Origin of the sequence: Nocardioides kribbensis (assembly GCF_015070375.1) — a bacterium.
Taxonomy (GTDB): domain Bacteria; phylum Actinomycetota; class Actinomycetes; order Propionibacteriales; family Nocardioidaceae; genus Nocardioides; species Nocardioides kribbensis.
Genome location: NZ_JADCLL010000001.1, coordinates 1,177,889 through 1,201,118, shown reverse-complemented (window position 1 = coordinate 1,201,118; position 23,230 = coordinate 1,177,889). Strand labels below are relative to the sequence as shown.

Genomic DNA, 23,230 nt, shown 5'->3' with positions numbered 1-23,230 from the left:
GAAGGGCCGGGGGGCGCCGTGCTGGAGCTGGAGGGACTCGACGTGCGCGTCGGGACGCGCACGCTGGTGTCGGGCGTCGACCTCGCCGTGGCGGCCGGCGAGCGCGTCGGGCTGGTCGGCCCGTCGGGCTCGGGCAAGAGCCTCACCGCCGCCGCGGTACTCGGCACGCTCGGCCCCGCGTACGCCGCCTCCGGGCGGCTGCTGCTCGAGGGGCGCCCGGTCGACCTGCGCCGCCGCCTCGGCCGCACCCGCCGCGAGCGCGCCGGCCTGGCCGCGGTGCACCAGGCCTCGGCGACCGCGCTGAACCCGTTGGTGCGCGTCGGGGCGCAGCTCGTCGAGGCCGCCCGGGCCCGCCGTGGCCTGACCCGCGCCGCCGCCCGCGACCTCGTGCTCGACCTGCTGGGCCAGGCCGACCTGGCCGACCCCGCGGCGCTGCTCGGGCGCCACCCCGCCGAGCTCTCGGGCGGACAGCTCCAGCGGGTCTGCACCGTGCTCGCGCTGGTCTGCGCGCCCCGCCTGCTGGTGGCCGACGAGCCCACCACCGCCCTCGACGCGGTGGCCCGGGCCCGCGTCGTCGACCTGCTCGAGCGCCACTGCGCGGACACCGGCGCCGCCCTGCTGCTGGTCACCCACGACCGCGAGGTCGCCGCGCGGCTCTGCTCGCGCACGGTGGCCCTGGCCGAGGGGCGCGTGGCGTGAGCGGCCTGGAGCTGCGCGGGGTCACCCACCACCACGCGGGCCACCACCGCGGCGCGAGTGCGCCGGCGCTCGACGACGTCACGCTCCGGCTCGCTCCGGGGGAGCGGGTGGGCCTGGTCGGCCGCTCGGGGGCGGGCAAGACCACGCTGCTCCAGGTCGCGCTGGCGCTGCTGGCCCCCGGGCGCGGCGAGGTCTGCCTCGACGGGCGCGCCGTGCGACCGGGGTCCCTGCGCTCGCTGCGGTGGTACCGCCGCGCGGTGCAGTACGTGCCCCAGCACCCGGCCGCCTCCCTCGACCCCCGCCACCGCGTGGAGCGCCTGGTCGCCGAGCCGGCGCGCCGCCTGGGCGTGCCCGGCGACCCGGTGGGCACCGCGCGGGCCGCCCTGGCCCGCGTCGGCCTCGACGAGGACCTCTGGCGCCGACGCCCCGGCGAGCTCAGTGGCGGCCAGGCCCAGCGGGTCGCCGTGGCCCGCGCCCTGGCCTGCGGGGCACGCCTGCTGCTGGCCGACGAGCCGGTCAGCGGCCTCGACCACGACCTGCGCGACCACGTGCTCGACGTGGTCGCCGGGCTCGACGGGATCGGGCTGCTGCTGGTCTGCCACGACCTCGAGGCCGTCGAGCGGACCTGCGAGCGCGTCGTCGTGCTCGACGCCGGCCGCGTCGTCGAGGAGGGCCCGACCACCCGCCTCCTCGCCAGGCCCACCCACCCCGCCACCCGCGCCCTCGTCGGCGCCCGCGACCTGTCCTCACCCACCACCCGAGAAGCCACCCGAGAAGAGAGCACCGCATGATCCGCACGCCCCGTCCTTCCCACCTCGCCGCCGCAGCGGTGCTGCTGGCCTCCGTCACCGCCTGCGGCGGAGCCCCGGGCGCCCAGGACGCCGGGGCCGGCGGGGGCGCCGACGACCGGATCCGCCTAGCCATGCTGCAGCCGCCGCGCTCGGGGCTGAGCCCGCTGTCCGACGACGCCTTCAAGCTCTCGCGCTGGAGCACCGCCGAGACGCTGGTGACCCTCGACGACGAGGGCGGCGCCCTCCCGGGCCTGGCCACCTCCTGGGAGCAGGCCGACGACCTCACCTGGCGCTTCGCGGTGCGCGACGGCGTCACCTTCCACGACGGCACGGAGCTGACCGCCGAGCAGGCGGCCGCCTCGCTCACCGCCGCGGCCGAGGCCAGCCCGCCGCCGCGGATCCTCGACGGGGTCACCCTCACCGCCGAGGCCGACGGCGACACGCTGGTGGTGACCACCGGCGAGCCCGACCCGCTGGTGCCGCAGCGGCTCTCGAGCCCGCAGCTGGCGGTGCTGGCGGCCTCGGCGTACGCCCCGGACGGGACGGTGTCGCCCGTGGGCACCGGCACCGGGCCCTACGAGCTGACCGAGGTGGCCGGCACGGCGGGCGCGACGCTGGAGCGCTTCGACGACTACTGGGGCGAGCCGGCGCAGGCCGCGGGCCTCGACGTCTCCTACGTGCCCGACGGCACCGCGCGCGCCGCGGCGCTGCGCACCGGGGAGGCCGACGTGGTGGAGGCCGTGCCGGTGGGCCAGCTGACGCAGATCGACCCCGCGCTCATCCACGAGGTGCCGATGCCGCGCACCAACACGCTCTACCTCAACACCTCCGAGGGCCCCTTCGCCGACCCGGCCGTGCGGGCCGCGGCCCGCGAGGCCATCGACCGGGCCCGGCTCGTCGCCGACGTCTACGAGGGCCGGGCCGACGAGGCCGAGGGCCTGCTCGGCCCCGCGATCCCGTGGGCCGCCGACCTGCGCGACGACACCTACGCCGAGCTGCTCGGCGAGCGCCCCGAGCCGGCGCAGGTCGACGGGGTGGAGATCAGCCTGGGCACCTTCACCGACCGCGCCGAGCTGCCCGAGGTGGCGGTGCTGCTCGAGCAGGAGCTGGAGGCGGCGGGCTTCGAGGTCGAGCAGGACGTGCGGGAGTACCAGTTCATCGAGGCCGACGCCCTCGACGGCGCCTTCGACGCCTTCATCCTCTCCCGCGCCACCGTGCTCGACTCGGGCGACCCGGTGGCCTACCTCTACAGCGACTTCGCCTGCGAGGGCTCCTTCAACATCGCCCAGCTCTGCGACGAGGACGTCGACGCCGCTCTCGAGGAGGCCGCGGCGCTGCCGGTCGGCCCCGAGCGGCAGGCCGCCACCATGGCCGTCGAGGCCCTGGTGCTCGGCGCCGACGCCGTCGTGCCGCTGCTGCACGAGCGGGTGGTCCAGGGCGAGTCGGAGCGCGTCGAGGACGCCCTGCGCGACCCCCGCGAGCGCGCCCTGGTGGACGCCTCGACCTCCGTCGGATGACGCGCGCGGCGGCCCTGGTCACCGCCTCGCGCCTGGGCGCCGGGCTGGGCGTGCTCGTGCTCGTGGGTCTGCTGCCCTGGCTCTCGGGGCGCTCGGCGGAGTACACCGTCCTGCGCGCGCGGTACGCCGAGCTCGAGGCGACGCCCGCGGCGCTGGCCGCGGTGCGCGCCGAGCTCGGCCTCGACCGTGGACCGCTCGCGGTGCTGGGCGACTGGGTGGCGGGCCTGGCGCGCGGCGACCTCGGCACGTCGTGGATCTCCGGGCGCCCGGTCGGCCCCGGGCTGCTGTCGGCGGCCGGCGTCTCGCTGACGCTCATGCTCGCCGCGCTCGTGGTGGCGCTGGTCGTCGCGGCCGTCGTGGCGGTGCCCGCGCTGGTCGGCGGGCTGCGCGGCGACCGCGGGGCGGGCGCCGGCGTCGGCGCGGTGGCGCTCACCGCGCTCCCGGAGTTCGTGCTCAGCGCCGTGCTGCTGCTGGTGGGCGCGGTGTGGCTGGGCTGGCTGCCGCCCTACGGCTGGCAGGGCCCCGAGCACCTCGTGCTGCCGGCGCTCGCGCTGGGGCTGCCCGGCGGGGGACTGGTCGGCCGCCTGCTGGCCGACGCGGTGGGCGCGGTGGTGGGGGAGCCGTGGGTGCACACCTGGTTGCTGGTCGGGCGCTCCCGGGCCCGGCTGGCCCTCGCCGTGCTGCGCCGTGCCCTGCCGTCGGTCGTGGGCCAGGTCGGCCTCGTCGTGGTCGGGCTGCTCGGGGGCGCGGTCGCGGTGGAGGAGGTCTTCGCCGTGCCGGGGCTGGGCCGGGCGGTGCTGGGCGCGGCGAGCGCGCAGGACGTGCCGGCGCTCCAGGCCGGCGTGCTGCTGCTGGTCGTCGTGGCCGTCGCGGTCGGCCTCGTCGTGACGCTGCTGCGGCGCGCCCTGCTCGGACCGGCCCTGCGGCTGGCCAGCGTGCCGAGCGCCGCGCCCGCCCCGCGGGCGGGCCGGCGCGCCCTCGGCGTACCGCTCCTGGCCGGGGGGCTGCTGCTGGTCATGGTGCTCGCCGGGCTGCCGGGCGATCCCTACGCGTCGGCCCACGAGCGGCTCGAGGCGCCGCGACCGGGGCTGTGGCTCGGTGCCGACGCCAGCGGACGCGACCTGCTCGCCCGCCTGGCCCACGGGGCGCTCAGCACGGTCGGCACCGCCCTCGCCGTGGTGGCGGTGTGCCTCGTGGTGGGCCTCGTGGTCGGGCTGGCGCCCCGCCTCTCCGCGGGCCCGGTCGAGGTCACCAACGCCGCCCCGCCCATCGTGGCCGGACTGCTCGTGGCCGCCCTCGCCGGACCCTCGACGCTCGGTGCGGCGGTGGCGGTGGCGGCCGTGAGCTGGGCGCCCCTGGCCGCGCACACCTCGGCCCTCGTCACCGAGGCCCGCGGCCGCCCCCACGTCGCGGTGCTCCCCGTGCTGGGGGTCGGGCCGCTGCGACGCACCTGGTGCCACTTGCTGCCGGGCGCCGTCGGCCCCGTCGTGCGCCACGCCGCGCTGCGCGTGCCGGGGGTGACCCTGGCGCTGGCCTCGCTCGGCTTCCTGGGGCTCGGCCCGGGCCAGCCCTCGCCCGAGTGGGGCCTGCTGCTCGCCGAGGGCATCGGCTACGCCGAACGGGCCTGGTGGGTCGTCGCCGCGCCCACCCTGGCCCTCGTGCTCGTCTCCGTGCTCGCGGTGTCGGTGGCCTCCGCGAGCCGGGGCCTCACTCGTCGCTGACGTACTTGGTGGACTCCGTCAGACCGTCGTAGGTGACCTTCGCGAGGGTCGGGATCCCGCTGCTGAGGCCACCGCCCCCGGGTGACACCGAGCTCACCAGTCGGTCCATGTCGAACCCGGGCTCGACGACCGAGAGCTGACCCCACCGCCCCAGCACCTCCGACACCTTGGCGCCGCCGTCGCCCATCGAGGCGATCAGGTCGTTCATGCGGGTGCCGAGCTGGCTGACGGTCGACACCAGGTCGTCGAGGAAGCGCCGGACCTTCGCGACCCACTCCACGACGGTGGAAGCCAGCTCCTGCAGGCCCTTGGGGAGGTACGGGGTGGTGAACTTCCAGATCGCCCCGAGGATCCAGCTGACCACCTCGACGATGGCGTCGCGCACGAGGGCGCGCACGCCGGCGACGATGCCGCCGGCGAGCTCGGTGGCGCCGCCCACCCCGCGGATCGCGGTGGCGAAGGCCTTGAGGATGTCCTCGAGCGCGTCCGCGGCGGCGGTGTAGGCGTCGACGGCGAGGCCCTCCCACCGACCGGCGTCGCGTCGGACGGTGGCGAGGAAGTCGTCGGCGTTGCTGTCGAGGTGGTCGGCGACGTTCATCCACGTGGTGGCGAAGGAACGGATCTCGTCGGGGTTGCCGGCGAGCTGGTCCAGCCACTCGGGGAAGGGGGCGACGTGCTCCATGATGAAGCCGCCGATCATGCCGACGACGGCGCCGAAGGGGTCGGTCATGTCGGCGAGCGTCTCGAGGCCGCCGAAGACGCCGTTGACCGCGCCCTCGACCCAGTCGCCCTCCGAGAGCGCCACCCCGCTGGCCGCCAGGCTCTCCACCGGCCCGGCGCCGGTGTACCACGCCGTCGAGTCGACCTCGGGGGCCACGAGCGGATCGGTCATCACTGCCCCTTGAAGACGTTGAAGAGGTCGTTCACGACGTCGTCGGTCCAGCCGAAGATGTCGGCCAGGCCACGGACGGCGTCGGCGGTGCCGGACACGCCGGCGACCGCCGCCTTGGCCGAGTCGACGCCCACCGCCTGCACCGGCTCCAGCGCCTCGCCGATGAAGGCGCAGAGCAGGCCGAACGCGTCGCCGTGGATGGAGACGGCGCGACCGGCGTCGACACCCTCGGTGGCGGTCTCCGCGATGTCGTCGAGGTGCGAGGCGTGGGCCCTCATCTCACCCAGGGTGACGTCGATGCTCATCGCAGCACCCCACTGCCCGCCGAGCCCCGCGGCCCGTCCTCCGGCGGGGTCGCGGCCTGGTCGAGCATCGAGCCGAAGTGCCGGTCCATCTCCGCGGCCGACTCGCTGCGCTCACCCAGCCAACGACCGGAGACCTCGCGCACCTGCTGCTGGGCCTGCGCGCAGGCCTCGGCGTTGGCCTGCAGGATGGCGGCGCGGATCTCCTCGGCGGGGCGCTGCGCGAGCTTCGCGGTGACGTGCAGGTCGACCAGCACGCCCGAGGCGCTGACGGTGACCTCGGCCCCGCCGTCGCGGGAATGGCCCACCGACCTCACCTCGGCCAGCTCGCCGTTCATCCGCTGGGCCCGTCGCAAGTTGTCCTCCGCCTGGGCGGCGGCGCGCTCGATGCGGGCTCTCGCCTCGGATTCTCCGGTCAGCATGGCGGGTTCCTCTCGTCCGGCGTGGGGGTGGCGTCGACGGCACACTGCCCCCCGGCGCGCACCGCGAAACACCGCTGCCGAGCAGCGGCTAGGGTCGGGGAGCAGTCACCACCCGACCCTCCCGCCCCTCCCCGCCGTCGCGGGCGGTCACCCCTCGGAGGCACCATGAGCGACCAGACGATGCGGCCCTCGATCCTGTGGCGGCTGCTGATGACCGCCGTCGCCGCGCTCGTGGTCGCGGGCTTCGGGTGGAACCTGCTGCGCGTGGTGCGGGGCACCATGGACTGGACGCCGCTGACCGTCGTGGTCGTGCCCCTGCTCGGGCTCCTCTCGCTCGCGCTCCTGCTGGGCATCGGCATCGTGTGGACCTCGCGGGTCTGGATCGACCAGACCACCGGGACCTTCCACCAGCGGGCACTCTGGCAGCGGCGCGAGGCCCCGCTGGCTCCGCCGACGACCGTGCGGATCCACCGCTTCGTGTCGTCGTCGGCGCCCGGCAACACGGGGCGCTGGTTCCTCGACGTACGGCGGCCGGGCCAGGCCGACATCGGCGTCTCCACCCCGTTCGTGCCCCGCATGGACGTCCTGGCCGCCCAGCTGCAGCCCGCCCTGGCCGCGCACCCGGAGCTCGCCGCCGACGACGAGACCCGCCTGTGCATCGAGCGACCCGAGGTGATCTACGCCCCCGGGGTGCGCTGAGGGTCCCGCGCTGGACCGCTGCGCGTCGCCCGCCGTTCACGGCCGCCTCCCCGACCGGCCACCGGCGTCGTCCTACGGTGCGCCCATGACCTCTCGGAAGACCTCCCCCCGCACCCTGCTGCCCGTCGCCGGGCTCACCGCCCTGGCCCTCCTGGCCGGGCCCGGCCTCCTCGCCCCCGCCGGGGCCCGCCCCGCCGGCGGCGCCGGCGCGCTCGAGCAGGAGCGCGCCGCCCAGGCCCCTGCCGCCGAGCGGCCCGTCACCCAGCTGCGCACCCCGGTCGTCGTCGGCCACCGCGGCGCCTCGGGCTACCGCCCCGAGCACACGCTCGCCTCCTACCGCCTGGCCGTCCAGCTCGGCGCCGACTACATCGAGCCCGACCTGGTCCCGACCAAGGACGGCGTGCTCGTGGCCCGCCACGAGAACGAGATCAGCGGCACCACCGACGTCGCCGAGCACCCCGAGTTCGCGGACCGCCGCACCACCAAGACCATCGACGGCCGCGAGGTCACCGGGTGGTTCACCGAGGACTTCACGCTGCGCGAGCTGCGCACCCTGCGGGCCGTGGAGCGGCTGCCGCAGGTGCGCCCCGACAACACCCGCTACGACGGCCGCTTCCGGGTGCCGACCTTCACCGAGGTGCTGCGCCTGGCCCGCCAGGCCTCCCGGGAGACCGGCCGCAGGATCGGCGTCGCGCCGGAGACCAAGCACCCCACCTACTTCGACTCCATCGGGCTGTCCCTGGAGGAGCCGATGCTGCGCGAGCTCAAGCGCTTCGGCCTGGACGAGAAGCGCAGCAAGGTGCTCATCCAGTCCTTCGAGACCACCAACCTCAAGCAGATCGACCGCCTCACCGAGGCGCCCGTCGAGCAGCTGGTCGACGCCACCGGCGCGCCCTACGACCTCGTCGCGGCCGGCAAGGACACGACGTACGCCGACCTCGTGACGCCGGCGGGGCTCGCGAAGGTGGCGCGCTACGCCGACTGGCTGGGCCCCAACAAGGACGTCGTGCTGCCGCGCGACGCCTCCGGGGCGCTGACCGGGCCCAGCGACGTCGTCGACGACGCCCACGCGGCGGGCCTGCGGGTCGTGGTGTTCACCGTGCGCGACGAGAACCAGTTCATGGCCACCGACTTCCGCACCGGCACCGACCCCGACGCCAAGGGCGACGTCTTCGCCGAGGTGCAGGCCTTCCTCGACGCCGGGGTCGACGGGGTCTTCGCCGACCACCCCGACTCCGCGGTCTACGCGCGCGACACCTGGGTCGCGGGGCGGTAGCCGGCGGCCGGGACCGGGGCGGGCCCCGCGCGTGCCTCGCCCGCGTGGGGGCTGCCCATCGGCGCGGGGGATCGGCACACTGAGCGCCATGCCGTCCCTGCTGCAGACCCCTCTGCGCCTGCTCGTCCTGCTCGTCTGCGCCGCCCTCGCGGGCGCGGCCCTGACGGTCGTGCCCGCGGGTGCGGCCCCCGCACCGGGGCTGAGCCTCGAGGCGCCCGCGCGGTACGCCGACACCGCCACGCCGCTCACGGCGACGCTGCGCGACGACGCCGGCGCCCCGGTCACCGGGGCGGAGGTCGTCGTCGAGCGGCGCCGGGGAGGGGAGTGGGCCGAGGTCGCCCGCGCCCTGACCGACGAGGCCGGCGCGGTGGTCGTCGACGTCGTGGTCGCCCGCGCGCCGAAGGACAACGTCGTGCGCGCGTCCTTCGCCGGCGACGCGGCCCACCCGGCGGCCGAGGTCACCACGGTGCTGCCGCTGCGCAAGCGCGGCTCCGACCTGCGCCTGGGCGGGCCCGGGAAGGTCGTCGACGAGCGGTCGGTGGACCTCGCGGTGCGGTGGACCACCGGCAGCGGCACGCCGGTGGCGGGGCGCGTCACGGTGCAGAGCAAGCCGCGAGGCGCGAAGGCGTGGAGCGACCCGGTCCGGGTGCGCACCGACGACCAGGGCCGCGCCTCGCTGACGGTGCGCCCCCGCGTCGACACCGTCTACCGCGCCCTCGCCCCCGCCAAGGCCTGGCTCGAGCGCTCGGTCAGCGGCACGCACCTGGTCGACAACCGCCCGCCGGGCACCCCGGTCGCACTGCCCGCCGGCGCCCCGCGGCCCCGCATCTCCCTGCCCCGCCAGCCCCGCGCCACCGGCGAGGGCGCCCGCCCGGTCGTCACCACCATCCCCGACGGGGTCTGGAAGCAGATGACCGGCCGCAGCTGGCACGCCGGCTGCCCCGTGGGCCGCTCCGGCCTGCGGCTGCTGCGCATCAACTACTGGGGCTTCGACGGCTACCGCTACCGCGGTGAGCTGGTGGCCGCCACCGGCGCCGTCGGCCAGATGGCGGGCGCGCTGGGCCAGATGTACCGCGAGCAGCTGCCGATCCGCGCGATGTACCGCGTGGACCGCTTCGGCTGGTCGAAGCGCCTCGGTGGCGCCGACGACTACGCCTCGATGGCCGCCGACAACACCTCGGCCTTCAACTGCCGCGACGTCGTCGGGCGCCCGGGCGTGCGCTCCCCGCACTCCTACGGCCGCTCCCTCGACGTCAACCCGTGGGAGAACCCCTACCGCTCCCAGCAGGGCACGGTGCCCAACACCTGGTGGCCCTCCCGCTCGCACCCGAGGGTCGCGTGGCGCTCCTCGGCCCACGCCGTGGTCAGCGCCATGCGGGCCCACGGCCTGCGCTGGACCTACGGCGTGCAGGACGCCCACCACTTCGACGCCAGCGCGGGCGCCGGCCGCGTCGTGCTCGACCCGCGCTGCGCCGGGGTCGTGTGCGAGTGAGCGAGGCCGGCTGCGTCTTCTGCGCGATCGTGGCGGGGGAGACCCCGGCCGACCTCGTGCTGGAGACCGACGACCTCGTCGCCTTCCTCGACCAGCGACCGGTCTTCCGCGGCCACGTGCTGCTCGTGCCGCGCACCCACGTCGTGACCCTGCCCGACCTGCCCGGCGAGCTGCGCGACCCGTTCCTGGCCGCGGCCCAGCGGCTCTGCACCGCGGTGGTCGAGGCGCTGGGCGCGCAGGGCAGCTGGGTCTCGATCAACAACACCGTCAGCCAGTCGGTGCCCCACCTGCACCTGCACGTCGTGCCGCGCACCAAGGGCGACGGCCTGCGGGGCTTCTTCTGGCCGCGGCAGCGCTACGACGACGGCGAGCGTGCGTCGTACGCCGCGCGGCTGCGGTCGGCGCTGGACTGACGTCACCGCCCCCGGGCCGGTGACCTAGGGTGACCGGCGTCTCGACGTACACCACCGGCCGCGCCCGCGGCCACTGAGGAGGACAGCAGCATGGGTCGTTTCGACGGACGCGTGGCCGTGATCACCGGAGCCGCTCGCGGCATCGGGCTCGGCACCGCCCAGCGCTTCGCTCAGGAGGGGGCCGCGGTCGCGATCGTGGACCTCGACGAGTCCGCCGCCGCGGAGTCGGCGGCCACCCTGGGCACCCAGGCGGTCGGCATCGGCTGCGACGTCAGCGACAAGGCCTCGGTCGAGGCGGCCGTGGCCCGCGTGGTCGAGGAGCTCGGCGGCCTGCACATCCTGGTCAACAACGCCGGCGTGACCCGCGACAACCTGCTGTTCAAGATGACCGAGCTCGACTGGGACCTCGTCATGGGCGTGCACCTCAAGGGCGCCTTCCTGATGAGCCAGGCCGCGCAGAAGCACTTCGTGGAGCAGCGCTACGGCAAGATCGTCAACACCTCCAGCACCTCGGCGCTGGGCAACCGCGGCCAGGCCAACTACTCCGCGGCCAAGATGGGCCTGCAGGGCTTCACCAAGACCCTCGCCCTCGAGCTGGGCGCCTTCGGCGTCAACGTCAACGCCGTCGCGCCGGGCTTCATCGCCACCGACATGACCGACCAGACCGCCGCGCGGCTCAAGATGGACGTCGAGGAGTTCCGCCGCCTCAGCGGCGAGGCCAACCCCGTGAAGCGCGTCGGCCACCCCGAGGACATCGCCGCCGCGGTGACCTTCCTGGCCAGCGACGAGGCCTCCTACATCACCGGTCAGACCCTCTACGTCGACGGTGGGGCCACCATCTCCCGCGGCTGATCCCGCACCGCGCAGCCGACCGCCGTCGGTGCTGCGGCCCGCGCGCCTCCGTCCACGGAGCGCGTCCGGGTCGCACACTGGGGGCGGTCGCTGGTTTTGTCGATCGACTCAGTAGCCTTTCCGTCCTTCCGCACCTCCCACCGATCGGAGCCCGACGTGCTCATCCGTCCCGTCCCGACCCGCCGGCGCGCCGCGCGCGCCACCGCCCTGCTCGCCGCCGCCGCCCTGGTGCTCGCCGGGTGCGGCGGGGGCGAGGAGTCCTCCGACGGCTCCGGGGGCGGCGCCGAGGCCCAGGACGTCGCCGCGGGGGAGCGGCTCGAGGCGACGTGGCCGCTGACCGGCCTGCCGGTGGGCAAGGGGGAGTCGGCCGCCCAGCGCCACCCGGTCATGGTGCTGAAGATGGACAACACCTCCTCCGCGGCCCCGCAGCTGGGCCTGGGCGAGGCCGACCTGGTGGTCGAGGAGCTGGTGGAGGGCGGGATGACCCGCCTGGCCGCCTTCTTCTACTCCGAGATCCCCGGCACGGTGGGTCCGGTGCGCTCGATGCGGGCCAGCGACATCGGGATCGTGTCCCCCGCCGACGCCGCCGTGGTGACCAGCGGCGCCGCCGCGGTCACGATCGGGCGGATCAAGCAGGCCGGGATCACCTTCTTCGCCGAGGGCGCCAAGGGCTTCTTCCGCGACTCCTCGCGCAGCGCGCCCTACAACCTCTTCACCGACCTCGCGGCGACCACGACGCTGACCGACGGCGCCGCCGAGCGGCCCAGCGACTACCTGCCCTGGGGCGAGGAGTCCGACCTGCCCACGGGCCAGCCGGCGCGGTCGCTGGCCGCGAGCTTCTCCGGCAGCCACACCACGAGCTGGACCTACGCCGACGGCGGCTACACCAACACCGACACCTTCGCCGCGCAGGGCGACGAGTTCCCCGCCGACACGGTGCTCGTGCTGCGCGTGCCGGTCGGCGACGCGGGCTACCTCGACCCGGCCGGCAACCCCGTGCCCGAGACGACCCTCGAGGGCAAGGGCGAGGCGATGCTCTTCCACGGCGGCACGCTCGTGCGCGGCACCTGGACCAAGCCGGGACTCGACCAGCCGCTCGAGCTGTCCACCAAGGCGGGCGCGCTGAGCGTGCCGGCCGGACGCACCTGGATCGAGCTGGTGCCCACCGACGGCGGCTCGGTCACCTTCGCCAAGTAGCCCGGCCCGGGACCACTGGTCCGGTCGGCGTCAGTCGGTGGTGGTGATCGGCCCCAGCGGACCGGTCGGCAGCATCACGCCGGCGTCGGCGAGGGCCTGGAAGCCGGCGATCATGAAGCCGATGGCGGCCTCGACCCGGGCGGCGGCCGCGATCGGGTCGTCGGAGCCGGCCACGGACTCCCCGGCCGAGGCCATGGCGCCGAAGAAGATGCGGGAGAAGGTCTGCAGCATCTCGTCCTCGAGCTCCCACGGCCCGGCGCCGAGCACCGAGCGCATGATCTCCAGGACGTTGGCGTAGGTGGAGCGCTCCTCCTGCTCGCGGTAGCGCTCGTAGCCCAGCACGGCCGGGCCCTCCTGCACGACGATGCGGCGGTAGCCCGGCTCCTGGACCACCTCGAGGAAGGTGCGCAGCCCGGCCCGGGCCTTCTCCCAGGGGTCCTTCTTGCCCCGCAGCACCTTCTGGATCGCACGCGCCGCGTCGGACTCCACCCGCTCGAAGACGGCCTCGAAGAGGGCCTGCTTGCCGCTGAAGTGGTGGTAGAGGGCGCCCTTGGTGACGTCGGCCCCGGCCACGATCGAGTCCAGCGAGGTGGAGGCGTAGCCGTGCTCGGTGAACATCTGCTCGGCCACGTCGACGAGGGCCCGCTTGGTCGACGCGGAGTACTGCTGGCGACGGCTGACGCCCGGCACCGCGGGCACCTTGGGGACCAGCTTGGAGACCGAGGACTTCGCCATGGGCCCACCCTATGTGGCCGCCGCCACGGGCCGGTGGCGCCGGGTGGGCGGGATCACGCCGGATCGGGCCCAGGTCACCCCTGTGGTGCTTGGATACCGCCGGTATGCCGCCCTACCATCGGTACGTACTCACGGTACGTGAACCGTGAACGACCGAGGAGTGACCATGACCTGGAACAGCCACCGCAACCGCGGGGAGATCCTCCGCGCCGTGATCGCCGCCGCCGACGCCCGCGTCGACGGCCTGCTCCCGCTCGACGTCGAGGGCGCCACGAGCGCCTTCCACGACGAGCTCGACCTGCTCGGCGCCCTCCAGCTGCGCTGGCACACCCGCCTGTCGGGCCGCATCGAGCGCGAGCTGGTCCACCAGCCGATGGCGCTCGAGGACGCCGTCGTCGCCGCCTGGCGCGGCACGGCCGACGAGATGCCCGGGGTGCGCGCCGTGCTCGACCACTACCGCGCCGAGCCCCGTGACGAGGTGATGGCCGCCGCGCTGCGCAAGGCGTCGGCCAAGGAGCACCACCTGCTGGCCGTGATGGCCGGACAGGCCGGCACCCACGCCACCGCCGCAGCGGCCCGTGCCGGGGCCCGTATCGAGGCGCGGGCGCGCGCCGGCTGGCGGCCGGGCGCGAGCCTCGAGCCCGCGGTGGCCCACCGGTCCGCCGGCCTGCTCGGGCGCCTGCGCGCGGCCCTCGCGGCCTGATCGCACCCACCGCCCCGGTGCCATGATGGCTCCATGAGCGAGGTCGGTGCGGGCATGCTGCTGGTGGCGGGGCCGGGCCTGCTCGACCCCCACTTCGCCGACACCGTCGTGCTGCTGCTCGACGCCGACGCCGAGGGCGCGGTCGGCGTCGTGCTCAACCGGCCCACCCCGGTGAGCGTCGAGCAGGTGCTCGAGGGCTGGGACCGCCTGGTCGTCGAGCCCGACGTGCTCTTCCAGGGCGGCCCGGTCTCCGCCGACGGGGCGATCGCGCTCGCGCTGCTGGGGCCGGGGGAGCCGCCCGCGGGCTTCCGCGCCGTCGTCGACCGGCTCGGGCTGGTCGACCTCGGCACGCCCGTGGAGCAGGTGGCCGACGCGCTCCTCGGCGTACGGGTCTTCGCGGGGTACGCCGGATGGGGCGCCGGACAGCTCGAGGGCGAGATCGCCGGGGGCGACTGGCTGGTGGTGCCCGGCACCGCCGACGACGTCTTCCGCGACGACGTCACCGACCTGCGTCGCGACGTCGTGCGGCGCCAGCCGGGGGAGCTGGCCTGGCACGCCACCCGGCCCGCCGACCCCGAGCTCAACTGAGGTCCGGCTCGCCTACACTGGCCGGGTGAGCTTCGGATTCGGAACCGGCACCGCGGTCGACGAGAAGGTCCGCGAGGACCAGCGCACCGTCCCGACCGACGACGGTGACCACGAGCGCTTCTCCCACTACGTCGAGAAGGACAAGCTGACCGAGGCGATGGTCATGGGCACCCCGGTCGTCGCCCTGTGCGGCAAGGTCTGGGTGCCGAGCCGTGCGCCGGAGAAGTACCCCGTGTGCCCCGAGTGCAAGGACGCCTGGGAGAACATGAAGGACGACGCGGGCGACGACGCGTGACGGGCGGCTCCGAGCCCGCACCCCACCTCGTCCCCGCGCTCAGTCCCGCCTTCCCGCAGCGCGCCGCCTGGGGCACGGCCCCGTCGCTGCGCGCCTGGCAGCAGGCGGCGATGGAGAAGTACTTCGACGGGCCCTCCCGCGACTTCCTCGCCGTGGCGACGCCCGGCGCGGGCAAGACGACCTTCGCGCTGTCGGTGGCCGCCGAGCTGCTGGGGCGCCGGATGATCGACCGCATCACCGTGGTCGCCCCCACCGAGCACCTCAAGCTCCAGTGGGCCGAGGCCGCCGCGCGCGCGGGCATCCCGATCGACCCGGCCTACTCGGCCGGCAAGGGCCGCACGTCGGAGGACTACGTCGGCATCGCGGTGACCTACGCCGGCGTCGCGGTCAACCCGCTGGCCATGCGGATCCGCACGGAGCGCTTCAAGACGCTGGTGATCCTCGACGAGGTGCACCACGCCGGTGACGCGCTGTCGTGGGGCGAGGGCGTGCGCGAGGCCTTCGAGCCCGCCGCGCGCAGGCTGGCCCTCACCGGCACGCCCTTCCGCTCCGACGTCAACCCGATCCCGTTCGTCACCTACGCGCCGGGCGGCGACGGCATCCCGCGGTCGGTGGCCGACTACACCTACGGCTACGCCCACGCGCTGGCCGACCACGTCGTGCGCCCCGTGCTCTTCCTGGCCTACTCCGGGGAGATGACCTGGCGCACCCGCGCCGGCGACGAGGTGGCCGCCCGCCTCGGGGAGCCGCTGACCAAGGACCTCACCAACCAGGCCCTGCGCACCGCGCTGGACCCCGGCGGCTCCTGGATCCCCTCGGTGCTGGCCGCCGCCGACAGCCGGCTGACCGAGGTGCGCCGTCACGTGCCCGACGCCGGGGGCCTGGTCATCGCCACCGACCAGGACTCCGCGCGCTCCTACGCCAAGACCCTGCGCCAGATCACCGGGCAGTCGGCCACCGTGGTCCTCTCCGACGAGAAGGCGGCCTCCAAGAAGATCACCGCCTTCGCCGAGGACGACTCGCGGTGGATGGTCGCGGTGCGCATGGTCTCCGAGGGCGTCGACGTGCCGCGCCTGGCCGTGGGGGTCTACGCCACGACCACCTCCACGCCGCTGTTCTTCGCCCAGGCGGTGGGCCGCTTCGTGCGTGCGCGCACCCGCGGCGAGGTGGCGTCGGTCTTCGTGCCGTCGGTGCCGCGCCTGCTCGGCTTCGCCTCGGAGATGGAGGTCGAGCGCGACCACGTGCTCGGGCGCACGGTCACCGACGAGGACGACATCTTCGCCGCCGAGAACGACCTGCTCGCCGAGGCGCAGCAGGGGGAGTCGGCCTCCGCGGAGGAGGACAAGCTGCCCTTCGAGGCGCTCGGCTCCGAGGCGCGCTTCGACCGGGTGCTCTACGACGGTGGCGAGTTCGGCCACGAGGGCGAGGTGCACGTCGGCTCGGAGGAGGAGATGGACTTCCTCGGCATCCCCGGCCTGCTCGAGCCCTCCCAGATGCGCGAGCTGCTCCAGCAGCGCCAGAGCGACCGGGCGCGCAAGCAGAAGGCGGCGGCGCCCCCGAGCGCGGCGCAGACGCGCCCGGCCGACTCGGTGACCCAGGTCAGCACCCACGAGCAGCTGGCGGTGCTGCGGCGCGAGCTCAACGGGCTCGTGGCCGCGTGGCACCACCGCACCGGCCAGGCCCACGGGATCACCCACGCCGCGCTGCGCAAGGAGTGCGGCGGCCCGGCGGCGGCCATCGCCAACGCCGAGCAGCTGCGGGCCCGCATCGACCGCATCCGCGACTGGGCGGCGCGCAAGTCGGGCTGAGCCCGACCCCGGGCGAGGGCCGTCCTAGACTCGCCCCATGTCGGCCGAGACGTCCCAGACCCTGGACCGGGGCCTGCGCGTCCTCGACGTGCTGGCCGCCTCGGCGGGCGGGCTCACGGTCACCGAGCTCGCGGCGGCCCTCGAGGTCAACCGCACGGTCGTCTACCGCCTGGTCAGCACGCTGGAGCAGCACTCGATGGTGCGGCGCGACGCACGGGGGCGGCTCCACGTCGGGCTCGGCGTGCTCCACATCGCCTCGGCCGTCCACCCCGTGCTGCGCGACGTCGCCGGGCCGGTGCTGCGCACCCTGGCCGAGGCCGTGGGCCACACCGCCCACCTGACCGTGGCCGAGGGCAACGAGGCGCTCGCCGTCGCGGTGGTGGAGCCCTCGTGGACCGACTTCCACGTCTCCTACCGGGTCGGCACGCGCCACCCCCTCCTCCAGGGCGCGGCGGGCAAGGCGATCCTCGCCGGCCGGGCCCAGGGGCCGCGCCCGCCCTACGTCGTGACGCTCGGCGAGCTCCAGACCGGCGCCCAGGGCCTGGCCGCCCCCATCGACGTCGACGGCCTCGAGGGCAGCGTGGGCATCGTCAGCATGGGCGACGTCGACGAGCGCACGGTCGCCGAGCACGTCATGCGCGCCGCCCGGGAGGTCACGGCCGCCCTCGCCCCCGCGCCCCCGCCGCCCGACGAGGTCTAGCCCGGGGGCCGGCCCGCCGCCAGGCGGGCGAGGGGCAGCACCCGGTGGGGCACCGGCGTGGCCAGGGCGATCGTGGTCGAGGACCGCAGGATCGCGGGGTGGGCCAGCGCCCGGTCGATGACGTGCTGCAGGTCGGTGTTGGAGCGGGCCACGACCCGCGCGAGCAGGTCGCCGGAGCCGGTGGTGGTGTGCACCTCGAGCACCTGGGGGATGCCGGCGAGGTGCTCGCCCACCACGTCGTGGGCGCCGCCGTCGGGGGAGAAGTCCTGACGGATCTCCAGGGTCAGGAACGCCGTGACCGGCCAGCCGAGCGCCTCGGGCGACAGGTCGGGGCCCCACCCGGTGACGACACCGCGGGCGGCGAGGCGGTCGAGCCTGGCCTGCACGGTGCCGCGGGCCACCCCGAGGCGTCGGGAGGCCTCCAGCACGCCGAGGCGGGGCTGCTCGGCGAAGAGCTCGAGCACCCTGCGGTCGAGATCGTCCACGTGCGCCTCCTCGACCGTGCAGGTTGTCCGGTGATCCGGAGAACTGTTGCACATCCTGACCGCCCCTCACCATCCTGAGGCCATGACCGCCACCCCCGAGACCACGACCGCTGCGCACCGTGCCCTCACTCCCGAGGAGCTGCGTGCCGACCTCACCCTCGAGCAGCTCCAGCAGCTGGTGGGCCTGGTCGAGCACGACCCGAGCCGCGACCCCTTCCCGGTCAACGCCCTCGACGCCGTGGGGTTCGTGGTCGGCAACGCCACCATGGCCGCGGGGTGGTACCAGCTGGCGATGGGCATGGAGCTGGTCGCCTACCGCGGCCCCGAGACCGGCCACCGCGAGGCGGTCTCCTTCGTGCTGCGCTCGGGCAGCGCGCGCTTCGTGCTCACCGGCGCCGTCGACCCCGCCAGCCCGCTGGCCGACCACCACCGCCGCCACGGCGACGGCGTGGTCGACCTGGCCCTGGAGGTGCCCGACGTGGACCGCTGCGTCGCCCACGCCCGCGCCTGCGGGGCCACGGTGCTGGTGGAGCCCCACGACGAGAGCGACGAGCACGGCACCGTGCGGACCGCAGCGATCGCGACGTACGGCGAGACGCGCCACACCCTCGTCGACCGCAGCCGCTACGACGGCCCCTACCTGCCCGGCTACGTGGCCCGCACGGGCACCGTGGAGCGGCGCGCCGGCGACCCGGCCCGCCTCTTCCAGGCCGTCGACCACTGCGTGGGCAACGTCGAGCTCGGCCGGATGGACGAGTGGGTCGACTTCTACCACCGGGTCATGGGCTTCACCGACATGGCGGAGTTCGTCGGCGACGACATCGCCACCGACTACTCCGCGCTGATGAGCAAGGTCGTGGCGAGCGGCAACCACCGCGTGAAGTTCCCGCTCAACGAGCCGGCCGTGGCCAAGAAGCGCTCGCAGATCGACGAGTACCTGGACTTCTACGCCGGCCCCGGCTGCCAGCACCTCGCGCTGGCCACCGGCGACATCCTGCGCAGCGTCGACGTCATGCGCGCCCGCGGCGTGCAGTTCCTCGCCACGCCCGACTCCTACTACGACGACCCCGAGCTGCGCGCGCGCATCGGCGAGGTGCGGGTGCCGATCGAGGAGCTGAAGGCGCGCGGCATCCTCGTCGACCGCGACGAGGACGGCTACCTGCTCCAGATCTTCACCCAGCCCGTCGGCGACCGCCCGACGGTGTTCTTCGAGCTCATCGAGCGCCACGGGTCGCTGGGCTTCGGGAAGGGCAACTTCAAGGCGCTCTTCGAGGCCATCGAGCGCGAGCAGGACCGCCGCGGCAACCTCTGAGCGCGCCCGCCGCCGGCGGCGCGGAGCCCCGGTGGACCAGACCGCGGCGGCGCGGGACCAATCCGGGTGAGCCAGGTCACCGAATCGCCTGACGTCAGCTCCTCCCTCCGCGCCTCCTAGGACGCTCCATGCCGCTCCTCGCCCCCTCGCGCCGCCGCGTCGCCGCGCTCGCAGGCCTCGCCCTGCTCACCCTGCCCCTGGCCGCCTGCGGCGACGACGACGGTGGCGGCGCCGGGAGCGCGCCGGCGGCGGTCGCCTCGATCGACGCGCTGCGGGGCAAGACGACCGCGGTCAAGCTCGACAAGGGCTTCACCGACGCGCTGTCCTCCCTCGGCGTGACGCCCGGCGTGGTCGGCACGGCCAAGCTGGTCAAGGGCTCGCTGGTCTTCCCCATCACCGGCGGCAACGTGACGGTCTTCGAGCCCGGCGAGGTCTCGCCCTACGTGATCGGCCAGGTCCAGCACGAGGGCTCGGGGCTGACCCTCAGTGCCGGCGGCACGACGGTGCGGCTGTCGAACCTCAACGTCGACCCGGGCGTCTCGCGCGTCTACGGCGACGTCGCGGTCAACGGCCAGACCGCGGTGAGCAGCGCGTTCCTCTTCCAGCTCGACGGGCGCACGCTCAACCCGCTCAAGACCACCGACTCCACCGCGACGCTGCAGGGCACGAAGGTGCTCGTCTCGCCCGTGGCGGCCAAGCTGCTCAACTCCACCTACGGCCTGAGCGGGAAGAAGGCCATCCCCGGCGACTTCCTGGTCGGCGTCGCCACGATCACGGTGGCCCTGCCCCAGGGCTGAGCCACCGCCGGACCCGCTGGACGGCCTTCCGTGGGGGAGCAGGCGCCCGGAGCCCTCGGGCTCCGGGCGCTGCTTCGTCCAGACGGTCGGCGGTCAGGGTCCCGGGTCAGTCGACGTCGCCCACCAGGACGGCCTCGGCCTCCGCGCGGCTGCCCACCTCGGCGTGAGGCGTGCGCCCCGCCACCACGTGGCGCCCGGCCGCCAGCACGACCACGCCGACCAGCACCGCGGCGGCGCCGAAGACGAAGGGCGCGTGCTCGTCGACGCTCTCGCCGAGCTTGAGCGCCACGAACGGGCCCACGGCGCCGCCGCAGAAGCGCAGGAAGGAGTACGCCGCCGACGCGACGGGCCGCTCCACCGGGGCCGCGCCCATGACCGCCTCGGTGATGAGGGTGTTGTTGATGCCGATGAAGGCGCCCGAGGCGACGATGCCCGCGACGACCACCGGCACGTGGGTGGTGAAGACGGCCATCATGGCCAGGTCGAGTGCGAAGAGCGCCAGCATGGCGATGATCGCGGGCACGGTGCCGATCGCGCGCTGCACGAGCGGGGCCACGAAGACCGAGGTGAAGGCCAGCAGCAGGCCCCAGGCGAAGAAGATCCAGCCGATCTCGAGGATGCCGGCCTCCGGCAGGGCGAAGGGGCCCGCGGCCAGGATGGTGAAGAAGCCGATGTTGTAGAAGATCGCGGTGACACCGAGCAGCAGCAGGGGGCGGTGGCGCAGCGCGCGGAAGGGGTCGGCCAGCGAGGTGCGGCGTCCGGTCGGCGGCGTGGCCGGCAGCAGCACGGCCGTCGCGACCAGGGCGAGGAGCATGAGCACCGAGACGCCGAAGAACGGCGCCCGCCACGACTGCTCGCCGAGCAGCCCGCCCACGAGCGGGCCGGAGGCGATCCCGATGCCCAGGGCGGCCTCGAAGAGGATGATCGCCTGCGCGGTCGAGCCGGCCGCGGCCGAGACGATCGTGGAGAGCGCGGTGGCCACGAAGAGTGCGTTGCCCAGGCCCCAGCCCGCGCGGAAGCCGACGATCTGGCCCACGGTGTCGGAGGCTCCGGCGAGGCCGGCGAAGACGATGATGAGGGCGAGGCCCGCGAGCAGCGTGCGCTTGGGGCCGATGCGGCTGCTGACCACGCCGGTGACCAGCATCGCCACGCCCATGATCGCCATGTAGCTGGTGAACATCAGCGAGACCTGGCTCGGCGTCGCCTGCAGCTGGGCGGCGATGTCCTTGAGGATCGGGTCGACCAGGCCGATGCCCATGAAGGCGATGACGCAGGCGAAGGCCACGGCCCAGACGGCCCGGGGCTGACGCAGCATGGAGGTCCCCTGCGCTGGTGCGTGCGAGGTGGTCACGTTCAGATTCCCTTCTCGGTGTCGAGGAGGTCGCGCAGGACGGCGACGGCCGTGGCGAGGTCCTCGGTGGTGTGCGGGCCGGCGGCGACGCGCTCGGCCACGACGGAGGCGTTGAGGTCGCGGGTGCGGCGCAGCTCCTGGCGGCCCGCCTCGGACAGGGCCACCAGCGTGGATCGGCCGTCGTCGGGGGAGGGCTGCTTGCCGACCCAGCCGCGCTCGACGAGCTGGCTCACGGCGTTGGACATCGTGGGCTGCGAGCAGCGGTCGAGGGCGGCGAGGGCGCTGACGCCGGTGGCGCCGTGCTCGTCGAGCAGCGAGAGCACCCGGATCCCCGCGGGGAAGGGGTGCTGGCGGCGCACGGCGCGCACCAGGCGGGCGGCGTGGACGACGAGGTCGTTGCTCAGCGCGCGCAGCTCGTCGTTCTCCCGCTCGCGTGTCCCGGTGCCGGGGGCTGGTGCAGCGGTCTCGTCGTCCACGTCCTCCACTGTTGCATAGGAAGGCTATGCAATCCAGCGGACGTGTGCCGGCTCACGTACGCCGGACGGCGCCGGCCCCCGCGGGGGACCGGCGCCGTCCGGCGTACGTGGTTACGTGGTGCGGTGCGGTGCGGTGGGCGGCTGGGCTCAGAGCACCTTGGAGAGGAACGACTGCGTGCGCTCGTGCTGGGGGTCGCCGAGCACGGCGACGGGGTCGCCCTCCTCGACGATCACGCCGCCGTCCATGAAGACCAGCTTGTCGCCGACCTCGCGGGCGAAGCCCATCTCGTGGGTCACGACCATCATGGTCATGCCCTCGGAGGCGAGGTCCTTCATGACGCCCAGGACGTCACCGACCAGCTCGGGGTCGAGCGCGGAGGTCGGCTCGTCGAAGAGCATCATGTCGGGGTCCATCGACAGCGCCCGCGCGATCGCGATGCGCTGCTGCTGACCGCCCGACAGGTGCGCGGGGTAGGCGTCCTCGCGCTCGGCCAGCCCCACCTTGGCCAGGTTGCGGCGGGCGCACTCGACCGCCTCGTCCTTGCCGCGTCCCTTCACCTTCTGCTGGGCGACGGTGAGGTTCTTCAGCACGGTCATGTGCGGGAAGAGGTTGAACTGTTGGAAGACCATGCCGATGCGGCTGCGCACCGCGTCGACGTCGACGTCGGGGTCGGTGATCTCGGTGTCCTCGATGAAGATCTTGCCCGAGGTGGGCGTCTCCAGCAGGTTGACGCAGCGCAGCAGCGTCGACTTGCCCGAGCCCGAGGGGCCGATGACGCAGACGACCTGGCCGTTGCCGACGTGGAAGTCGATGCCCTGGAGCACCTCGTTGTCGCCGAAGTACTTGTGCAGCTGCAGGACGTCGATCGCCGCCCCGGACTCGCGGGTGCGCTCGGTCATCAGCGGGCCCTCTCGGATCGGGCTTCCATGCGTCGCACGACGATGGACAGCGGGACGGTGATCAGCAGGTAGCACAGCGCCGCCAGGAACAGCGGCGTGAGGTTGGCGTTGTCGTTGAGGCCCTCGCGCCCGAACTTGGTCAGCTCGTAGTCGGCGAAGGTCAGCCCGACGACGTAGACCAGCGAGGAGTCCTTGGTGAGCAGGATCAGCTCGTTGGTCAGCGGCGGCAGGATGATGCGGAAGGCTTGGGGCACGATGATCGTGACCATGGCGCGCGAGTGCGACATGCCCAGCGACCGGGCGGCCTCCATCTGCCCCTTCGGCACCGCCTGGATGCCGGCGCGGATGGTCTCGGCCATGTAGGCCGCCCCCACCAGGCCGAGGGCGATGACGACGACGCCGAAGGTGCCGCCGGGGATCTGGCGGCCCGGGAAGGCGATCGGCAGGCCGAAGTAGAAGCCGATGAAGACGATCAGCGCCGGCACGCCGCGGAAGAACTCGATGAACGTCGTGGCCAGCCAGCGGTAGGGCCCCACCGACGACAGCCGCATCAGGGCCAGCACGAGGCCGAGCGCGAGACCGAAGACGAACGCACCGATCGTGTAGAGGATCGTGTTCTTCAGCGCCACCGAGATGATGTCGGGGAACTGCTCGCGCGCCAGGTCGGGGTCGAGGAAGGTCGAGCCGAGGGTCTTCCAGTCGGCCACGAGGGCGACGGCGACCACGAGGACGGCCAGGACGACGTACTGGACCGCGCGACTGACGCGCGCGCGCTTGCGGGGACTCATGGCCATGTCGGTCTCCTGA

The 23,230-nt window shown here is 74.6% G+C and carries 26 protein-coding genes; 17 read left to right on the top strand and 9 right to left on the bottom strand.

Features of this window, described 5'->3' with window-relative positions; translation table 11 throughout:
• The first annotated feature begins 18 nt into the window (after window positions 1-18).
• From IR170_RS05525 to IR170_RS05510, 4 genes are read left to right on the top strand one after another with little or no spacing between them, the layout of a single operon-like run.
• Window positions 19-699, top strand: a complete 681-nt coding sequence (locus IR170_RS05525; protein WP_319804916.1) for an ATP-binding cassette domain-containing protein — start codon at window positions 19-21, stop codon at window positions 697-699.
• Window positions 696-1,490: a dipeptide/oligopeptide/nickel ABC transporter ATP-binding protein gene (locus tag IR170_RS05520; RefSeq protein ID WP_319804915.1), complete on the top strand. Its 795-nt coding sequence runs from the start codon at window positions 696-698 to the stop codon at window positions 1,488-1,490. Before IR170_RS05525 ends, IR170_RS05520 begins: the two co-directional genes overlap by 4 nt.
• Entirely contained in the window at window positions 1,487-3,007 is a 1,521-nt protein-coding gene (locus tag IR170_RS05515; protein WP_193661468.1) for an ABC transporter substrate-binding protein, read from the top strand. The genes IR170_RS05520 and IR170_RS05515 overlap by 4 nt, the downstream gene beginning before the upstream one ends.
• On the top strand, window positions 3,004-4,728 hold the full coding sequence (locus tag IR170_RS05510) for an ABC transporter permease subunit (protein WP_193661467.1): 1,725 nt from the start codon (window positions 3,004-3,006) through the stop codon (window positions 4,726-4,728). The genes IR170_RS05515 and IR170_RS05510 overlap by 4 nt, the downstream gene beginning before the upstream one ends.
• Here the strand turns inward: IR170_RS05510 and IR170_RS05505 are convergent.
• From IR170_RS05505 to IR170_RS05495, 3 genes are read right to left on the bottom strand one after another with little or no spacing between them, the layout of a single operon-like run.
• A complete protein-coding gene (locus tag IR170_RS05505; protein ID WP_056903533.1) occupies window positions 4,715-5,620 on the bottom strand; it encodes a WXG100 family type VII secretion target in 906 nt (301 codons plus the stop codon). The genes IR170_RS05510 and IR170_RS05505 overlap by 14 nt on opposite strands.
• Window positions 5,620-5,925 carry a type VII secretion target gene (locus IR170_RS05500; protein ID WP_193661466.1) on the bottom strand — a complete coding sequence of 102 codons (306 nt, stop codon included), beginning with the start codon at window positions 5,923-5,925 and terminating at the stop codon, window positions 5,620-5,622. Before IR170_RS05500 ends, IR170_RS05505 begins: the two co-directional genes overlap by 1 nt.
• A complete protein-coding gene (locus IR170_RS05495; RefSeq protein WP_193661465.1) occupies window positions 5,922-6,344 on the bottom strand; it encodes a YbaB/EbfC family nucleoid-associated protein in 423 nt (140 codons plus the stop codon). Before IR170_RS05495 ends, IR170_RS05500 begins: the two co-directional genes overlap by 4 nt.
• Before the next feature lie 165 nt (window positions 6,345-6,509).
• Between IR170_RS05495 and IR170_RS05490 the strand changes: the two genes are divergently transcribed.
• The 6 genes from IR170_RS05490 (at window position 6,510) to IR170_RS05465 (ending at window position 12,273) form a co-directional block, all read left to right on the top strand.
• Window positions 6,510-7,043, top strand: coding sequence for a hypothetical protein (locus IR170_RS05490; RefSeq protein WP_193661464.1), 534 nt, complete (start codon window positions 6,510-6,512; stop codon window positions 7,041-7,043).
• An 85-nt stretch (window positions 7,044-7,128) separates the two neighbouring features.
• On the top strand, window positions 7,129-8,319 hold the full coding sequence (locus IR170_RS05485) for a glycerophosphodiester phosphodiesterase (RefSeq protein ID WP_193661463.1): 1,191 nt from the start codon (window positions 7,129-7,131) through the stop codon (window positions 8,317-8,319).
• Between the two features lie 88 nt (window positions 8,320-8,407).
• The gene (locus IR170_RS05480) at window positions 8,408-9,811 is read left to right on the top strand and encodes a M15 family metallopeptidase (protein WP_193661462.1); all 1,404 of its coding nucleotides are present in this window, start codon (window positions 8,408-8,410) and stop codon (window positions 9,809-9,811) included.
• Window positions 9,808-10,224: an HIT family protein gene (locus tag IR170_RS05475; RefSeq protein WP_319804914.1), complete on the top strand. Its 417-nt coding sequence runs from the start codon at window positions 9,808-9,810 to the stop codon at window positions 10,222-10,224. The genes IR170_RS05480 and IR170_RS05475 overlap by 4 nt, the downstream gene beginning before the upstream one ends.
• 90 nt (window positions 10,225-10,314) lie before the next feature.
• The gene (locus IR170_RS05470) at window positions 10,315-11,076 is read left to right on the top strand and encodes an SDR family NAD(P)-dependent oxidoreductase (RefSeq protein WP_056863638.1); all 762 of its coding nucleotides are present in this window, start codon (window positions 10,315-10,317) and stop codon (window positions 11,074-11,076) included.
• Window positions 11,077-11,232: 156 nt separating this feature from the next.
• Window positions 11,233-12,273 carry a DUF3048 domain-containing protein gene (locus IR170_RS05465; protein ID WP_193661460.1) on the top strand — a complete coding sequence of 347 codons (1,041 nt, stop codon included), beginning with the start codon at window positions 11,233-11,235 and terminating at the stop codon, window positions 12,271-12,273.
• A gap of 30 nt (window positions 12,274-12,303) precedes the next feature.
• Here IR170_RS05465 and IR170_RS05460 read toward each other — a convergent pair whose 3' ends face one another.
• Window positions 12,304-13,008 carry a TetR/AcrR family transcriptional regulator gene (locus tag IR170_RS05460; protein WP_193661459.1) on the bottom strand — a complete coding sequence of 235 codons (705 nt, stop codon included), beginning with the start codon at window positions 13,006-13,008 and terminating at the stop codon, window positions 12,304-12,306.
• Between the two features lie 166 nt (window positions 13,009-13,174).
• On the opposite strand from IR170_RS05460, the gene IR170_RS05455 reads away from it, so the two are divergent.
• The 5 genes from IR170_RS05455 (at window position 13,175) to IR170_RS05435 (ending at window position 17,102) form a co-directional block, all read left to right on the top strand.
• A complete protein-coding gene (locus IR170_RS05455) occupies window positions 13,175-13,711 on the top strand; it encodes a hypothetical protein (RefSeq protein WP_193661458.1) in 537 nt (178 codons plus the stop codon).
• Window positions 13,712-13,744: 33 nt separating this feature from the next.
• Window positions 13,745-14,299, top strand: a complete 555-nt coding sequence (locus IR170_RS05450) for a YqgE/AlgH family protein (RefSeq protein ID WP_193661457.1) — start codon at window positions 13,745-13,747, stop codon at window positions 14,297-14,299.
• Between the two features lie 25 nt (window positions 14,300-14,324).
• Window positions 14,325-14,594, top strand: coding sequence for a DUF3039 domain-containing protein (locus tag IR170_RS05445; RefSeq protein WP_056863643.1), 270 nt, complete (start codon window positions 14,325-14,327; stop codon window positions 14,592-14,594).
• A 110-nt stretch (window positions 14,595-14,704) separates the two neighbouring features.
• A complete protein-coding gene (locus IR170_RS05440; RefSeq protein WP_251534353.1) occupies window positions 14,705-16,402 on the top strand; it encodes a DEAD/DEAH box helicase in 1,698 nt (565 codons plus the stop codon).
• 37 nt (window positions 16,403-16,439) lie between these two features.
• Window positions 16,440-17,102 carry an IclR family transcriptional regulator gene (locus IR170_RS05435; RefSeq protein ID WP_056863645.1) on the top strand — a complete coding sequence of 221 codons (663 nt, stop codon included), beginning with the start codon at window positions 16,440-16,442 and terminating at the stop codon, window positions 17,100-17,102.
• On the opposite strand, the gene IR170_RS05430 is transcribed toward IR170_RS05435, so the two are convergent.
• The gene (locus tag IR170_RS05430; protein ID WP_251534233.1) at window positions 17,099-17,587 is read right to left on the bottom strand and encodes an Lrp/AsnC family transcriptional regulator; all 489 of its coding nucleotides are present in this window, start codon (window positions 17,585-17,587) and stop codon (window positions 17,099-17,101) included. The two genes, IR170_RS05435 and IR170_RS05430, sit on opposite strands and share 4 nt — an antisense overlap.
• A gap of 82 nt (window positions 17,588-17,669) precedes the next feature.
• Here IR170_RS05430 and hppD point away from each other — a divergent pair, with 82 nt between their 5' ends.
• On the top strand, window positions 17,670-18,899 hold the full coding sequence (gene hppD / locus IR170_RS05425; RefSeq protein ID WP_193661454.1) for a 4-hydroxyphenylpyruvate dioxygenase: 1,230 nt from the start codon (window positions 17,670-17,672) through the stop codon (window positions 18,897-18,899).
• Between the two features lie 128 nt (window positions 18,900-19,027).
• Window positions 19,028-19,696 (top strand): hypothetical protein, encoded by a 669-nt coding sequence (locus IR170_RS05420; protein ID WP_193661453.1) that lies wholly within the window; start codon window positions 19,028-19,030, stop codon window positions 19,694-19,696.
• Window positions 19,697-19,802: 106 nt separating this feature from the next.
• Here IR170_RS05420 and IR170_RS05415 read toward each other — a convergent pair whose 3' ends face one another.
• The 4 genes from IR170_RS05415 to IR170_RS05400 all read right to left on the bottom strand — a co-directional run bounded on the left by IR170_RS05415 (window position 19,803) and on the right by IR170_RS05400 (window position 23,217).
• A complete protein-coding gene (locus tag IR170_RS05415; protein WP_082502737.1) occupies window positions 19,803-21,011 on the bottom strand; it encodes an MFS transporter in 1,209 nt (402 codons plus the stop codon).
• Window positions 21,012-21,049: 38 nt separating this feature from the next.
• Entirely contained in the window at window positions 21,050-21,523 is a 474-nt protein-coding gene (locus tag IR170_RS05410) for a MarR family winged helix-turn-helix transcriptional regulator (protein WP_056864533.1), read from the bottom strand.
• 147 nt (window positions 21,524-21,670) lie between these two features.
• Window positions 21,671-22,423: an amino acid ABC transporter ATP-binding protein gene (locus IR170_RS05405; protein ID WP_193661452.1), complete on the bottom strand. Its 753-nt coding sequence runs from the start codon at window positions 22,421-22,423 to the stop codon at window positions 21,671-21,673.
• A complete protein-coding gene (locus IR170_RS05400; protein ID WP_193661451.1) occupies window positions 22,423-23,217 on the bottom strand; it encodes an amino acid ABC transporter permease in 795 nt (264 codons plus the stop codon). The genes IR170_RS05405 and IR170_RS05400 overlap by 1 nt, the downstream gene beginning before the upstream one ends.
• Between the last annotated feature and the right edge of the window lie 13 nt (window positions 23,218-23,230).

Excerpts from the sequence above, each read along its gene's own strand:
- IR170_RS05485 (WP_193661463.1), top strand. The coding sequence starts at position 7,129 with ATGACCTCTCGGAAGACCTCCCCCCGCACCCTGCTGCCCGTCGCCGGG.
- IR170_RS05490 (WP_193661464.1), top strand. The coding sequence starts at position 6,510 with ATGAGCGACCAGACGATGCGGCCCTCGATCCTGTGGCGGCTGCTGATG.
- IR170_RS05405 (WP_193661452.1), bottom strand. The coding sequence starts at position 22,423 with ATGACCGAGCGCACCCGCGAGTCCGGGGCGGCGATCGACGTCCTGCAG.
- IR170_RS05420 (WP_193661453.1), top strand. The coding sequence starts at position 19,028 with ATGCCGCTCCTCGCCCCCTCGCGCCGCCGCGTCGCCGCGCTCGCAGGC.
- IR170_RS05480 (WP_193661462.1), top strand. The coding sequence starts at position 8,408 with ATGCCGTCCCTGCTGCAGACCCCTCTGCGCCTGCTCGTCCTGCTCGTC.
- IR170_RS05500 (WP_193661466.1), bottom strand. The coding sequence starts at position 5,925 with ATGAGCATCGACGTCACCCTGGGTGAGATGAGGGCCCACGCCTCGCAC.
- IR170_RS05510 (WP_193661467.1), top strand. The coding sequence starts at position 3,004 with ATGACGCGCGCGGCGGCCCTGGTCACCGCCTCGCGCCTGGGCGCCGGG.
- IR170_RS05435 (WP_056863645.1), top strand. The coding sequence starts at position 16,440 with ATGTCGGCCGAGACGTCCCAGACCCTGGACCGGGGCCTGCGCGTCCTC.
- IR170_RS05450 (WP_193661457.1), top strand. The coding sequence starts at position 13,745 with ATGAGCGAGGTCGGTGCGGGCATGCTGCTGGTGGCGGGGCCGGGCCTG.
- IR170_RS05400 (WP_193661451.1), bottom strand. The coding sequence starts at position 23,217 with ATGGCCATGAGTCCCCGCAAGCGCGCGCGCGTCAGTCGCGCGGTCCAG.
- IR170_RS05460 (WP_193661459.1), bottom strand. The coding sequence starts at position 13,008 with ATGGCGAAGTCCTCGGTCTCCAAGCTGGTCCCCAAGGTGCCCGCGGTG.
- IR170_RS05495 (WP_193661465.1), bottom strand. The coding sequence starts at position 6,344 with ATGCTGACCGGAGAATCCGAGGCGAGAGCCCGCATCGAGCGCGCCGCC.
- IR170_RS05440 (WP_251534353.1), top strand. The coding sequence starts at position 14,705 with ATGGAGAAGTACTTCGACGGGCCCTCCCGCGACTTCCTCGCCGTGGCG.
- hppD (WP_193661454.1), top strand. The coding sequence starts at position 17,670 with ATGACCGCCACCCCCGAGACCACGACCGCTGCGCACCGTGCCCTCACT.
- IR170_RS05515 (WP_193661468.1), top strand. The coding sequence starts at position 1,487 with ATGATCCGCACGCCCCGTCCTTCCCACCTCGCCGCCGCAGCGGTGCTG.
- IR170_RS05470 (WP_056863638.1), top strand. The coding sequence starts at position 10,315 with ATGGGTCGTTTCGACGGACGCGTGGCCGTGATCACCGGAGCCGCTCGC.
- IR170_RS05415 (WP_082502737.1), bottom strand. The coding sequence starts at position 21,011 with ATGCTGCGTCAGCCCCGGGCCGTCTGGGCCGTGGCCTTCGCCTGCGTC.
- IR170_RS05505 (WP_056903533.1), bottom strand. The coding sequence starts at position 5,620 with ATGACCGATCCGCTCGTGGCCCCCGAGGTCGACTCGACGGCGTGGTAC.
- IR170_RS05455 (WP_193661458.1), top strand. The coding sequence starts at position 13,175 with ATGACCTGGAACAGCCACCGCAACCGCGGGGAGATCCTCCGCGCCGTG.